Raw genomic sequence first — 14,700 nt, forward strand, 5'->3', positions numbered from 1 at the left:
TATACAATCAACTATAGTTTTGATAAACTACTTTTATGAAGGTTGAACGAATTCTTCGATCGAATCATCCTCATTATGCTTATCTACCATAATCATACATTTTTTACTAAATGCAGTCATAGGGCAGAAACGCAGTATTCCTTCAGCAATTTTCATGGCACCAATCATAACTAAAAAAATGACGGAATTACTACATCTTTTACGTGTGAGTTTTGCTGTGCCATAAGCTACAAGAGTAAAACCAACTGTAATACGAACAAGTGCATTAACAATACTAATATTTGGTCTCAACAGAAACTCCCCTTATAATAAGAATCAGTGACTAAAAATAATATAAACATCACTCTTTACCATTTTCCCCTGAAATTGTTCCATTATAGTTGGAAACAATTTTCATTAATTCCTGAAAATGGTGAGTAAGGGTTACTTTTCCTTTTTTATAAGATACAATACATTTATGTTTTCAGTACCTTTTAAAAACAATAATTACTAGATAAAAATAGATGAATTAAATACATTGAGGAGGAACAGGATGTACGATTATTCACAATGGAATCACATTTTTAAATTAGATCCTAACAAAGAAATTTCAGATGAGGTATTGGAGTTAATCTGTGAATCAGGAACGGATGCAATTCTTGTAGGAGGCACAGATGGGGTTACATTAGACGATACTTTATCATTATTAGTACGTATTCGTCGTTACGCTGTACCATGTGTTTTGGAAGTATCAAATCTTGAAGCTGTTACACCAGGCTATGATTTTTATTTTATCCCAACAGTACTAAATAGTAATGATCCAACTTGGATTGTCGGAATGCACCAAAAAGCAATGAAAGAATTTGGTCATTTAATTCATTCTGAGGAATTATTGATGGAAGGATATTGTATTTTAAACCCTGAATGTAAGGCCGCAGAAATGACAAAAGCAAATACGAATCTTACTGTTGAAGATGTCGTTGCTTATGCTGAAGTTGCTGAGCAATTACTAAAACTGCCGGTTTTTTATTTAGAATATAGTGGAACTTACGGTTCTTTAGAAGTAGTAGAAGAGGTATCGAAAGTGTTAAACCAAACGAAATTATTTTATGGTGGTGGTATTTCTTCAGCAAAACAAGCTGTCGAAATGAGACAATTTGCAGATACTATAGTAGTCGGTAATATCATATACGAAAATATAAATGAGGCTTTACTTACGGTGAAAGCTGTAAAAGAAGGAGCGACAAAGTAATGAAAACAGCAGAAGAACTATTACATGGTCTGAACCCAATGCAAAAAGAAGCTGTAAAAACAGTAAATGGCCCTTTATTAATTATGGCTGGTGCTGGTTCAGGTAAAACTCGAGTACTTACACATCGTATTGCTTATTTGTTAGGAGAAAAAGGCGTCGCTCCTTGGAATATACTTGCTATTACGTTTACAAATAAAGCTGCAAGAGAAATGCAGGAACGAATATTTAACTTAGTCGGAAAGGATGCAGAAGACATTTGGGTATCAACTTTTCACTCAATGTGTGTTCGTATTCTTCGTAGAGATATTGATCGTATTGGCTTTAATCGAAGTTTTACAATTTTAGATACAACAGATCAGTTAACTGTTATAAAGAACATTCTAAAGGAGAAAAATCTAGATTCGAAAAAATTTGATCCTCGAAGTATTTTAGGTTCAATTAGTAGTGCGAAAAACGAATTGCAAACTGCAAATGATTATACAAGAGATGCATTTACACCATATGAGAAAGTAGTAGGTGAAATTTACGCATCTTATCAAGATCGACTTCGCAAAAATCATTCATTGGATTTCGATGATTTAATCATGATGACGATTACCTTATTTGAGCGTGTACCTGAAGTATTACAGTTTTATCAAAGAAAGTTCCAGTATATCCATGTCGATGAGTATCAAGATACAAACCATGCTCAATATAAGATTGTAAAATTGCTTGCGGAGCAATTTAAAAATATTTGTGTTGTTGGTGATTCTGATCAGTCAATATATCGTTGGCGTGGAGCGGATATTTCAAATATTCTATCGTTTGAAAAAGATTATGATAATGCTCAAGTAATTCTATTAGAACAAAATTACCGTTCAACTCAAACTATTCTAGATGCAGCAAATGCTGTTATTACGAATAATTCTAATCGTAAACCAAAGAAACTATGGACTGAAAATGGACAAGGTAACACGATTAATTATTTTAGAGCCGCATCTGAACAAGATGAAGGTTATTTTGTTGCAGGAAAATTAGCAGAGTGGAAAAAAGAAGGCGCACACCAATATAGTGATGTGGCTATACTTTACCGTACAAATGCTCAATCACGTGCGATGGAGGAAGTTTTAGTTAAGTCTAATATTCCTTATAAAATGGTTGGTGGAGTAAAGTTCTATGATCGAAAAGAAATTAAAGACCTTTTAGCATATTTACGTTTTATTGCAAATCCAAATGATGAAATTAGTTTTTCCAGAATTATAAATGTACCAAAACGTGGTGTAGGGGCTACATCAGTAGATAAAGTTATCAATTATAGTATTGCAAATGATCTTTCATTATCGGATACATTAGAGCAAATTGACTTTGTTGGACTAAGTGCAAAAATTACAAATGCTATTGGTGAATTCCATAATATGACTAAAAACTGGCAACAAATGCAAGAGTACTTATCTGTAACTGAGCTTGTAGAAGAAGTGCTTGAAAAAACTGGTTATATTCAAATGTTGAAAGATGAAAATACAATTGAATCTGCTTCAAGAATTGAAAATATTGAAGAGTTTTTAACAGTAACCAATTCTTTTGAAGAGAGCAGCGAAGATAAGAGTCTTGTTTCATTTTTAACGGACCTTGCGCTTGTTTCAGATATTGACCAAGCTGATAAAGATGAGGATACATCTGATGAAGTAATTTTAATGACACTACATTCAGCAAAAGGACTTGAATTCCCTGTCGTATTCTTAATTGGAATGGAAGAAGGAATTTTCCCGCATAGCCGTTCATTAATGGATGAAGAAGAAATGGAAGAAGAAAGAAGACTTGCTTACGTTGGGATTACTCGAGCGGAGAAGCAGTTATATATTACGAATGCACAAACTCGTACACTATACGGTCGTACAAGCGTAAACCAAGAGTCTCGTTTTATAAATGAAATTCCTGAAGAATTATTAGATCGTATGAATAAAAAAGTAGTGGCTGAACGTCGTGCAGTCTCTCGTCCTGTCATGAAAACAACAGGTGGGGAATCACTAGGATGGCGCGTTGGAGACAAAGCTTCTCATGGTAAATGGGGAACTGGAACAGTTGTAAGTGTTAAAGGAGAAGGAGAAGCAATGGAATTAGATATTGCTTTCCCAAGTCCTATAGGAATTAAGCGTTTATTAGCTAAATTTGCTCCGATTACGAAAGCCTAGAAAGGATGGTAGCTCATGGATCAAAAAATCATTGATAAGATAGAAGAATTACGAAATAAATTAAGTAAATACAACTATGAGTATCATGTTTTAGATAACCCATCAGTATCAGATGCTGAGTATGATAGTCTTCTTCATGAGTTAATTAATTTGGAGGGAAAATATCCGGAATTGGTAACTCCGGATTCTCCTTCTCAGCGTATTGGTGGCCAAGCCATTGACTTGTTTGAAAAAGTTGTGCACAGCCATCCAATGTTAAGCTTAGGAAATGCTTTTAATGAAGGGGATTTAAAAGATTTTGATCAAAGAGTACGTCAGGATGTTGATCAAGTTTCATACGTATGTGAGTTGAAAATCGATGGCTTAGCAGTTTCGTTACAATATGAAAATGGACTATTTGTCAAAGGTGCTACACGTGGAGATGGTAGTGTTGGTGAGGATATAACACATAATTTAAAAACGATTAAAGCAATACCATTAAGACTATCTGAGCCAATCTCTATTGAAGCTCGCGGAGAAGCATTCATGCCTAAAGCAAGCTTTGAAAAAGTAAATGAACTGCGTGGAAAAAATGGTGAGGAGTTATTTGCGAATCCTCGAAATGCCGCAGCGGGATCCTTACGTCAGCTAGATCCTAAAATCGTTGCTAAGAGAGATTTATCTTTCTTTGTATATGGTTTTCCAACTGCTGAAGAATTTTCAATTCAAAAGCATAGTGAAGCATTAGATTATCTTCATGATCTTGGTTTTAAGACAAATACTCACCGAAAAACATGCACTTCAATTGAAGAGGTTATTGATTATATAGAAGGTTGGAAAGAAAAACGTCCTTCATTACCATATGAGATCGATGGGATTGTAATCAAAATTGATGAATATAGTACACAAAAGAAATTGGGATCAACAGCTAAAGTACCAAGATGGGCAATTGCATTCAAATTCCCAGCTGAAGAGGTAGTTACTAAATTAGTTGATATTGAATTAAGCGTAGGTAGAACAGGTGTTGTAACTCCTACTGCTATATTGGAACCTGTCCGAGTTGCAGGGACAGTTGTTAAACGAGCTTCGTTGCATAACGAAGATTTAATTAAAGAAAAAGATATCCGCATCGGTGATTCGGTAGTTATCCGAAAAGCTGGGGACATAATCCCAGAAGTTGTTAATGTTTTAATAGATCGTCGTACTGGTGAAGAACAACCTTTTGCAATGCCAACTCACTGTCCTTCTTGTAATCATGAGTTACTAAGAATAGCAGGTGAGGTTGCATTACGTTGTGTAAATCCGTTTTGTCCATCACAAATCCGTGAAGGGTTAATTCATTTTGCATCACGCGATGCAATGAATATTGATGGTTTAGGTGAAAGAGTCATCTCACAATTATTTGATGCGGAGCTTATAAAAACATTTACAGATCTGTATCATTTAACAAAAGAACAATTATTATCGTTAGAAAGATTTGGGGAAAAATCGGCAGATAAATTAATTTCTGCAATACAAGCTTCAAAAGAGAATTCTTTAGAAAAATTATTATTTGGGCTTGGTATTCGACATGTCGGAGCAAAAGCCGCAAAAACTTTAGCCGGTCATTTCCAAACAATCGATCATCTTATGGAAGCGTCAGTTGAAGAATTAACTGGTATTAATGAAATAGGATCTAAGATGGCACAATCCATTAATGATTATTTTTCACAAGATGAAGTAAAAGAATTGATTGCAACTTTTAAATCAGTTGACGTAAATACGGAATATAAAGGAATTCAAATCGAAAATATCGACACAAATTCTCTTTTCGCTGGTAAAACTGTTGTATTAACTGGTAAGCTAGAACAGATGACGAGAAGTGAAGCTAAAAAACAATTAGAGGCACTAGGTGCAAAAGTTGCCGGAAGTGTAAGTAAGAGTACGGATTTAGTTATTGCAGGAGAAGCGGCTGGATCAAAGCTTGACGCTGCACGTAAATTAAATATCGAAGTGTGGGACGAAGAAAGAATGGTTAAAGAACTTCAACCACAATAAGTAACTCTTTAAGACAACTAGAGGGCGAGCTTTCGACTAATCCAAAAATTCGTCCACTTAATAAATAGAGGTGTGAGTAAAATGAAAAATCGAATAGGAATACTCCTATGTTGTCTCTCTCTTGTCTTATCTGGATGTTCATTATCATTAAAGAATGAAGATAAGGTAGTACAAGAGAACGGCAAAAATAAAAACGGGGAAGATGCAATAATACCTCGTTACTCAATTTCAAATGATTACTATAAGACAATACTTCCTTTTAAACCAAGTAAAACAAGAGGTGCTGTCGTTTCGAATATCGATAATCGACTTGATATAAATGAATTTGAATTGGGATTAATGAGAGTTGTACAAGATCAATACTCAACAAAAGATTATTTATATCAAGAAGGTCAATTATTAGATAAAAAAACAGTAGAATCATGGTTGAAAAGGAAATACACTCCTGCTCAATATAAAGAAAAAGTAAATGCAAACAAAAACGCTGGTTTAAATAAGACAATTAATAATGATGGATTAAATCCAATTGAAAATACTTCGAAGAGTTTGAGTGCTGATAAGAAAGCTGAAGCAGCACCAATTTATTTAAATCATATTTTAGAGCAAGATTATTTGAAAAAAAGTGGAAAAGAAGTCAAACTTCAAGGTGTTGCAATCGGATTGGCAATGAACTCAGTTTATTATTATCAAGAAGAACATGGTTATCCTAGAGAACTTGAAATTTCTCAAAGTGAGATGCTAAAACAAGGTAAAGCAATGGCTCAAGAAATTTTGACTAGACTACGTAAGATGGATGAATTTAGAAATATTCCAATTACGTTTGCTATTTTCCGTCAACAAAAGCAATCTTCTGTTGTACCTGGAACTTATGTTGCAAAGGCAACAGTATCAGGTAACGAAAGTTCGATTAGTGGATGGGATAAAATAAATGAAAAGTATTATTTATTCCCTTCAGCAGCTGCAACGAGAGATTATCGTGACGATGCAATGAAAATGGTGAATTTTAAATCAGATATCGAAAATTATTTTCCGAATTATACTGGAGTTGTAGGTACTGGTTTTTATAAAGATAATGAATTAATACAACTAAAAATTGATATCCCTATGCAATTTTATAGTAAAGCAGAGGTCATTGCTTTTACTCAATATGTAGCAGGATTAATGATGGATCATTTCCCTTCATATCTAAAGGTTGAGACCAATGTGTTCTCAGCGAATGGACAAGAAGCACTCATTGTAAAAGAGGTCGACGCGAAAGAACCAAGCGTGCATATTTATAACTAAAAGGAAGGATTTACCTCTTCCTTTTTCTTTATTTTTGCCAATTTTCTGTAAGCGTTTCCTATTTGAAGTATATATAGGAATAATGTATTATGTAATTGTGAGTTTTTTATTACGTAGTTAAATCTACTGGCAATTAAACTGAAAAAACTGAGAGTAAGATAGTTTACAGTTGTTTGCTAGTTTAAATTAAAGGGGGATTTATTCAATGGTTATACCTTACAAACATGAGCCATTTACAAATTTTGGCTTAGAGGAAAATCAAGAACTTTACAAACAAGGATTAGCAAAAGTTTCATCTTATTTAGGTGAAAAATATCCACTTATCATTGGTGGAGAGCGTATCTTTACAGAAGAACAAATTGTTTCTGTAAATCCTTCAAATCATAAAGAAGTTATCGGAACTGTATCTAAAGCAAGTCGTGAATTAGCTGAAAAAGCTATGCAAATTGCAGATACTACATTTAATACATGGAAAAAAGTTAAACCTGAAGTTCGTGCTGACATTCTATTCCGCGCTGCTGCAATTATTCGTCGTCGTAAACACGAATTCTCTGCATTATTAACAAAAGAAGCTGGTAAACCTTGGAATGAAGCAGATGCAGATACTGCAGAAGCAATTGATTTCTTAGAGTTTTATGCTCGTCAAATGCTTCAATTAAAAGATGGTATTCCTGTTGAGAGCCGTCCAGGTGAATATAACCGTTTCAACTATATTCCATTAGGAGTTGGCGTTGTAATCTCTCCTTGGAACTTCCCATTTGCTATCATGGCTGGGACAACTGTAGCTGCTGTAGTAACAGGTAACACTGTTCTATTAAAACCAGCAAGTACAACTCCAGTAGTTGCATACAAATTCTTAGAAGTATTAGAAGAAGCTGGATTACCTGCAGGAGTAGTAAACTTTGTACCAGGTAGTGGTGCTGAAGTAGGAGATTACTTAGTAGATCACCCTCGTACTCGTTTCATCAGCTTCACTGGTTCTAAAGAAGTTGGTATTCGTATTTACGAACGTGCTGCAAAAGTTAACCCAGGTCAAATCTGGTTAAAACGTGTTATCGCTGAAATGGGCGGTAAAGATACAATGGTAATTGATAAAGAAGCTGATTTAGAATTAGCTGCTAAATCAATCGTATCTTCTGCATTTGGTTTCTCAGGACAAAAATGTTCAGCTTGTTCTCGTGCTGTAATTCACCAAGACGTGTATGACCAAGTTCTTGCGCGTGCAATTGAATTAACAAACGAATTAACAGTTGGTAACCCAGAAGACCGTACGGCTTACATGGGTCCAGTTAATGACCAAGCTGCTTTCAATAAAGTAATGAGCTATGTTCAAATTGGCCGTGAAGAAGGACGTGTAGTTACTGGTGGAGAAGGAGACGATTCTACTGGTTGGTTCATCAAACCAACAATCGTTGCTGATGTAGCTGAAGATGCTCGTCTAATGAAAGAAGAAATCTTTGGACCAGTTGTTGCTTTCTGTAAAGCAAAAGACTTCGATCATGCATTAGAAATCGCAAACAACACTGAGTATGGTTTAACAGGTGCTGTTATCTCAAATAACCGTGCAAACATCGAAAAAGCACGTGAAGATTTCCACGCTGGAAACCTTTACTTCAACCGTGGATGTACAGGAGCAATCGTTGGATACCAACCATTTGGTGGATTCAACATGTCAGGTACTGACTCTAAAGCTGGTGGACCAGACTATTTAGTTCTTCACATGCAAGGTAAAACAACTTCAGAAATGCTGTAATAAGCATATGTAAATAAGAAAAAGCGTGGTAATTTTATTACCATGCTTTTTTATTTACTCTCGGTGATATTTTAACGTCTTAAATCTGACTTATATTCTCTATCCCTACCCTTTTTTACGTATGTTATAATTTTAATTAGACTAAAATGAACAAGGAGAAGGGAATTATGCAAATTTTACAGAGAATTATTCAATTGGTCGATTCGATTGCATTAGGTACGCGTGATGATTGGGATTCATACTTTTTAGGACAAGCATTTATAACTTCTCTTCGTTCAACATGTGGTAGTAGAAGAGTTGGAGCAGTTATTGTGTGTGATAATCGAATCATTGCTTCTGGTTATAATGGGTATCCAAAAGGAGCGAAACATTGTATTGATGGCGGATGTCCACGTTTTGTTGCCCGTGAGAACGGAATAATGGAAAGTGGTAAATATTCCGATGATTTTCCGTGTGATGCATTTCATGCGGAAGAAAATGCTATTTATCAATTAGTACAATCCGGTATTCAAAAAACCAAAAGCGATGAATGGACAATCTATTGTACAACGGCACCTTGTAGGGCATGTGCTAAAATGATAAATGGAGCGGGAATTACTAGAGTGGTGTATAACGAAGGTTATCCTGATGATTACTCTCTTGAGTATTTTAGTAAATATGGAATTGAATTAACTAGAATTCAAATTGAAAAGTAGAATAAAAGAATAATTTAAACAAACGTTTGATTCGGAAAATCCATATGATCATTAGAATAGTCATGTTTGCATGATTATTTTTTAAATGGTTTTATGTGGAATGTTGCCCGAGACATGGGAAATTTGGTATTATCAGTATATTGTATGTTGTGCGAAATAATATGGAGGTGCATAGAATGTCAAAAATAACAATGGAGCAAGTTAAGCATGTTGCTCATTTAGCGCGATTAGCGGTTACTGAAGAAGAAGCAGAGAAATTTGCAAAACAACTTGGAGCAATATTAGATTTTGCTGAACAGTTAGGTGAACTTGATACATCGAATGTAAAACCAACTACACATGTATTAAAAATGCGTAATGTTTTACGTAAAGATGAACCAGCAAAAGGTTTACCAATCGAAGAAGTACTAAAAAATGCACCAGACCACCAAGATGGACAAGTTAAAGTACCGTCAATTTTGGATTAAGGGGGGAATGGAATAATGTCGTTATTTGAATATACGGTTTCAGAATTACATAAAAAATTAAAGTCAAAAGAGATTAAAGTTGAAGAATTAGTAAATGAATCATATGAAAAAATCTCAGCGGTTGATGGGGAAGTTAAATCATTTTTAACTTTAAATGAAGAGCAAGCTCGTCAACAAGCAAAAGCGTTAGATGAAAAAGCATGGGATGAATCACGTGGGATTTTATCTGGAATGCCAATTGGTGTAAAAGATAACATCGTTACGAAGGGTCTTCGTACAACTTGTGCAAGTAAGATTCTTGAAAACTTTAATCCTATTTATGATGCGACTGTAGTTACTAAACTAGCGCAAGCAGAAGCAATTACAATCGGAAAATTAAACATGGATGAATTTGCAATGGGTTCTTCAAATGAAAATTCAGCTTACGGTGGAACGCGTAACCCTTGGAATACTGATTATGTACCTGGTGGAAGTAGTGGTGGATCTGCAGCATCTGTTGCAGCAGGAGAAGTATTATTCTCATTAGGTTCTGATACTGGTGGTTCAATTCGTCAACCTGCTTCATTCTGCGGTGTTGTTGGTTTAAAACCGACATATGGTAGAGTATCTCGTTCTGGATTAGTAGCATTTGCATCTTCATTAGATCAAATTGGACCTATTACTAGAAATGTAGAAGACAATGCGCTATTACTACAAGCTATTTCTGGATTAGATGCAAGCGATTCAACATCTGCTAATGTGGACGTTCCTTCATTTGTACAAGCACTTACTGGTGATGTAAAAGGCCTTCGTATTGCTGTGCCAAAAGAATATTTAGGTGAAGGTGTTGGAGAAGAAGCACGTGCATCTGTAATGGCTGCATTAAACTTATTAGAAAGCTTAGGCGCAACTTGGGAAGAAGTTTCATTACCTCACTCTAAATACGCTTTAGCAACATACTATTTACTATCTTCATCTGAAGCTTCTGCTAACCTAGCACGTTTTGATGGTATTCGTTATGGTCACCGTGCAGATGATGTTGAAAATCTAATTGATCTTTACAAAAAGACAAGAGCTGAAGGCTTTGGTGATGAAGTAAAACGTCGTATTATGCTTGGAACATATGCTTTAAGTTCTGGTTATTATGATGCTTACTACAAAAAGGCGCAACAAGTTCGTACTTTAATCAAAGAAGATTTTGAGAAAGTATTTGAAAATTATGATGTGATTATTGGACCAACTACTCCAACACCTGCATTTAAAGTAGGAGAAAAAGTAAGTGATCCAATTACAATGTACGCAAATGATATTTTAACAATTCCAATTAACTTAGCGGGAGTTCCTGCTATTTCGATTCCATGTGGTTTCCATAATGGCTTGCCATTAGGCTTACAAATTATCGGTAAACATTTTGATGAGTCAACTATATACAGAGTTGCACATGCTTATGAGCAAGCAACTGATTTTACAAAGCAAAGACCACAACTGTAAGGAGGTGCTTAGAAAGATGAATTTTGAAACGATTATCGGTTTAGAAGTACACGTTGAATTAAAAACAAAATCAAAAATCTTCTCACCAAGCCCTAATGCGTTTGGTGCAGACCCAAATACAAACACTGGTGTAATTGATCTTGGATATCCGGGAGTATTACCAGTATTAAATGAAGAAGCTGTAAACTTTGGTATGAAAGCTGCAATGGCATTAAATTGTGAAATTGCAACTGAGACGAAATTTGACCGTAAAAACTACTTTTATCCTGACAATCCAAAGGCATATCAAATTTCACAATTCGATAAGCCGATTGGTGAGAATGGATGGATTGAAATTGAAGTGGGCGGTAAAAAGAAGCGTATCGGAATCACTCGTGTACATTTAGAGGAAGATGCAGGGAAATTAAATCATACTGATGAAGGCTATTCTTTAGTTGACTTTAACCGCCAAGGAACACCATTAATTGAGATCGTTTCTGAACCAGATATGCGTACACCTGAAGAAGCATATGCATATCTAGAAAAGTTAAAATCAATTATTCAATTTACTGGAGTTTCTGATGTGAAAATGGAAGAAGGCTCACTTCGATGTGATGCAAATATTTCATTACGACCATTTGGACAAGAAGAATTTGGTACGAAAGCCGAGTTAAAGAACTTAAACTCATTTGCATTCGTTCAAAAAGGTCTTGAACATGAGCAAGTACGTCAAGAAAAAGTATTATTATCTGGTGGAATCATTCAACAAGAAACTAGACGTTATGATGAAACAACAAAAACAACTCTCTTAATGCGTGTAAAAGAAGGATCAGACGATTATCGTTACTTCCCAGAACCAGATTTAGTTGAGTTATATATCGATGATGAGTGGAAAGAACGCGTACGTCAAAGTATTCCTGAACTTCCAGATGCTCGTCAAAAGCGTTATGTTGAGCAATTAGGCTTACCTGCATATGATGCGATGGTATTAACACTTACAAAAGAAATGTCTGATTTCTTTGACGCAACTGTAAATAATGGCGCAGACGCAAAATTAACTTCAAACTGGTTAATGGGTGAAGTGTCGGCATACTTAAACAAATCACAAAAAGAGTTACGTGATGTAGAATTAACACCAGAAAACTTAGCGAGTATGGTTAAGCTTATTGCAGATGGAACAATTTCATCTAAGATTGCGAAAAAAGTATTCACTGAACTAATTGAAAAAGGTGGAGATGCAAACGAAATCGTTAAATCTCAAGGGTTAGTTCAACTTTCTGACGAAGGCACACTTCGTAAAATTGTTACCGAGACATTAGATGCAAATCCACAATCAATTGAAGACTTTAAAAATGGTAAGGACCGTGCGATTGGATATCTTGTTGGTCAGATGATGAAAGCAACAAAAGGCCAAGCAAATCCTCCATTATTAAATAAGATATTAATGGAAGAAATTCAAAAACGATAAATTTCTTTTATAATAAAAAGCTACGAGCCTCGGCTCGTAGTTTTTATTTTTCTATATTCATTCACTTAAAGAAGTTGAATACATGATTCATATTGTAGCGATATTGAGGAGAGTCCAACCCCTTATTTATTGGATGAATTGATTCTAGTAAGTTTATTTATGACTCTTTTCATCAGTGTCTAGGAATGGTTTATTAACGTAATAGTAAAAACAAGCCATTAAAACACTTCCGCCTATAATATTTCCAATCGTGACAGGGACTAAATTATGTATGACTCCGTTATAAGAAATTGTTTCAGGATGTTTTATAACTAAAGCAATTGCGAAAGTACACATATTAGCAATACTATGTTCGTAACCAGATACGAAAAAGCAAAAAACGAGTAATAGCATCGTTACTATTTTAGCTAGGTCATCTTTTAATGCCATAGGGATAAAGAATGCCAAACAAACTAACCAGTTACAAAGAATTCCTCTGAAAAAAAGCTGAGCAGTTGGAACATGCATTTTTTTATCAACAACACTTAGTAAGAATCCACTTACTGCAGGGTCATCGTATAGCGCAGTTAAATAAATTAATAGTGCAAAACAAATAGCTCCAAGAATGTTTCCAACGTATGTCATACACCATAAAATAAAAACCTCGGACCATTTCATCTTTTTTCTCATAGCTGTGTATGTAAAATAAAATGTATTCCCTGTAAAAAGATCGGCACCCCCATAGGCGATGAGCAAGATAGCAACACCGAATGTAATTGCGGCCATAGGATAAGCAAATGGAGAATGCTCTGCATAAAAGTAGTTGCCAGATTTAAAGGCAACAATTACCCCAAATCCAATAAACATACTTGCCATCATGGCTCTTAACATATAGCGAATAACACTTTCACGATATACTTTTAATTTTTTAAAAGCTAGATATTCTACTTGCTCTAAAGGTTTATTTTCCATTTCTACCAATCCCTTTACCGTTTTAATAATCTTAAGCGAGATTTCCATTTCTATTTAATAAAATCCATCAGTATTAACTTGTTCATTACCCGCGAAAAATATTGCCATGATCCAAATTTTAAAAATTGTATAGAATGTATTAATCAAATTTTTGGGTTTGAATTAGAACTAGAAAGGCAAAAATAAATTAGTAAATGGAAAAAGTTTACTACAAAAACGTTTTAGGTTACGATAGAGGGTAGAGGATTTAAATAAAAAAGTAGGATGGTTAATGATGAGACGTGCTAGAATTATCTACAACCCTACATCTGGTCGTGAAATTTTTAAGAAAAAGCTTCCTGAAGTGTTGCAAAGGTTTGAACAAGCTGGCTATGAAACTTCTTGTCATGCAACAACTGGCGCAGGTGATGCGACAATCGCTGCAAGATACGCGTGCGAAAGAAAGTTTGATTTAGTAGTAGCCTGTGGTGGGGATGGAACACTCAATGAAGTCATTAGTGGTTTAGCAGAACAAGAGTATCGACCAAAGCTAGGACTAATCCCTGTTGGGACAACAAATGATTTTGCAAGAGCAATTGGAGTAAATGTTTCAATTTTGGAGGCAGCTGAAGTTATCACTAAAGGTAATACTGTTCCTTTGGATATCGGAAGAGTGAATGATAAATATTTTGTTAATATTTTAGCTGCTGGTAAGATAACAGAATTAACATATGATGTTCCCAGTAAATTAAAGACTGTGTTAGGTCAACTGGCATATTATTTAAAAGGGATCGAAATGTTACCAAGAGTTAAACCCACACATTTAAAAATTGAGTATGATGGGAAAGTATTTGATGAAGAAGCATTGTTATTTTTATTATCAAATACAAACTCAGTAGGTGGTTTCGAAAAGATAGCACCTGAAGCAAGCATAAATGATGGGCAGTTCGATTTGCTTGTTTTAAAAAAATCAAATATAGCAGAGATCATTCGAATATGTTCTCAATTATTACGTGGGCAGCATGTCCATAATGACCATGTTCTTTATACAAGAGCTAGTCATTTGAAATTTACATCTGATGAAAAGCTACTTTTAAATATTGACGGTGAATATGGTGGAGATACACCTTGTACGGTTGATATGCTTTATAATCATTTAGAAATTTTTGTACCATAAGAAAATATTAGAAAAAATAACCACGGTAGCAACGTGGTTATTTGTTTTGTATTATATTA

The 14,700-nt window shown here is 34.8% G+C and carries 12 protein-coding genes; 10 read left to right on the plus strand and 2 right to left on the minus strand.

From position 1 onward, the window contains the following. Positions 1-33: 33 nt before the first annotated feature. Entirely contained in the window at positions 34-291 is a 258-nt protein-coding gene (locus B7R65_RS17835; RefSeq protein WP_179194914.1) for a YgaP family membrane protein, read from the minus strand. 241 nt (positions 292-532) lie between these two features. Between B7R65_RS17835 and pcrB the strand changes: the two genes are divergently transcribed. The 9 genes from pcrB to gatB all read left to right on the plus strand — a co-directional run bounded on the left by pcrB (position 533) and on the right by gatB (position 12,534). Beyond that, positions 533-1,231, plus strand: a complete 699-nt coding sequence (gene pcrB / locus B7R65_RS17840) for a heptaprenylglyceryl phosphate synthase (protein WP_088044198.1) — start codon at positions 533-535, stop codon at positions 1,229-1,231. Then, the gene (gene pcrA, locus B7R65_RS17845) at positions 1,231-3,402 is read left to right on the plus strand and encodes a DNA helicase PcrA (protein ID WP_088044199.1); all 2,172 of its coding nucleotides are present in this window, start codon (positions 1,231-1,233) and stop codon (positions 3,400-3,402) included. The genes pcrB and pcrA overlap by 1 nt, the downstream gene beginning before the upstream one ends. A gap of 15 nt (positions 3,403-3,417) precedes the next feature. Beyond that, positions 3,418-5,418: an NAD-dependent DNA ligase LigA gene (gene ligA, locus B7R65_RS17850; protein WP_088044200.1), complete on the plus strand. Its 2,001-nt coding sequence runs from the start codon at positions 3,418-3,420 to the stop codon at positions 5,416-5,418. 81 nt (positions 5,419-5,499) lie between these two features. After that, positions 5,500-6,702, plus strand: a complete 1,203-nt coding sequence (locus tag B7R65_RS17855) for a CamS family sex pheromone protein (protein WP_088044201.1) — start codon at positions 5,500-5,502, stop codon at positions 6,700-6,702. A 205-nt stretch (positions 6,703-6,907) separates the two neighbouring features. Next, entirely contained in the window at positions 6,908-8,455 is a 1,548-nt protein-coding gene (gene pruA / locus B7R65_RS17860) for an L-glutamate gamma-semialdehyde dehydrogenase (RefSeq protein ID WP_088044202.1), read from the plus strand. A gap of 167 nt (positions 8,456-8,622) precedes the next feature. After that, a complete protein-coding gene (locus B7R65_RS17865) occupies positions 8,623-9,150 on the plus strand; it encodes a deoxycytidylate deaminase (protein WP_088044203.1) in 528 nt (175 codons plus the stop codon). A 176-nt stretch (positions 9,151-9,326) separates the two neighbouring features. Beyond that, on the plus strand, positions 9,327-9,617 hold the full coding sequence (gene gatC / locus B7R65_RS17870; RefSeq protein WP_088044204.1) for an Asp-tRNA(Asn)/Glu-tRNA(Gln) amidotransferase subunit GatC: 291 nt from the start codon (positions 9,327-9,329) through the stop codon (positions 9,615-9,617). 15 nt (positions 9,618-9,632) lie between these two features. Beyond that, the gene (gene gatA / locus B7R65_RS17875) at positions 9,633-11,087 is read left to right on the plus strand and encodes an Asp-tRNA(Asn)/Glu-tRNA(Gln) amidotransferase subunit GatA (RefSeq protein WP_088044205.1); all 1,455 of its coding nucleotides are present in this window, start codon (positions 9,633-9,635) and stop codon (positions 11,085-11,087) included. A gap of 16 nt (positions 11,088-11,103) precedes the next feature. Further along, complete coding sequence (gatB, locus tag B7R65_RS17880; RefSeq protein ID WP_088044206.1) at positions 11,104-12,534, plus strand: Asp-tRNA(Asn)/Glu-tRNA(Gln) amidotransferase subunit GatB; 1,431 nt, start codon at positions 11,104-11,106, stop codon at positions 12,532-12,534. 153 nt (positions 12,535-12,687) lie between these two features. On the opposite strand, the gene B7R65_RS17885 is transcribed toward gatB, so the two are convergent. Beyond that, positions 12,688-13,485, minus strand: a complete 798-nt coding sequence (locus tag B7R65_RS17885; protein WP_088044207.1) for a formate/nitrite transporter family protein — start codon at positions 13,483-13,485, stop codon at positions 12,688-12,690. 271 nt (positions 13,486-13,756) lie between these two features. Between B7R65_RS17885 and B7R65_RS17890 the strand changes: the two genes are divergently transcribed. After that, on the plus strand, positions 13,757-14,641 hold the full coding sequence (locus B7R65_RS17890) for a diacylglycerol kinase (RefSeq protein WP_088044208.1): 885 nt from the start codon (positions 13,757-13,759) through the stop codon (positions 14,639-14,641). Positions 14,642-14,700: the final 59 nt, after the last annotated feature.

Origin of the sequence: Bacillus sp. EAC, from assembly GCF_002156875.1 — a bacterium.
In the GTDB taxonomy this organism is placed as follows: Bacteria; Bacillota; Bacilli; order Bacillales; family Bacillaceae_G; genus Gottfriedia.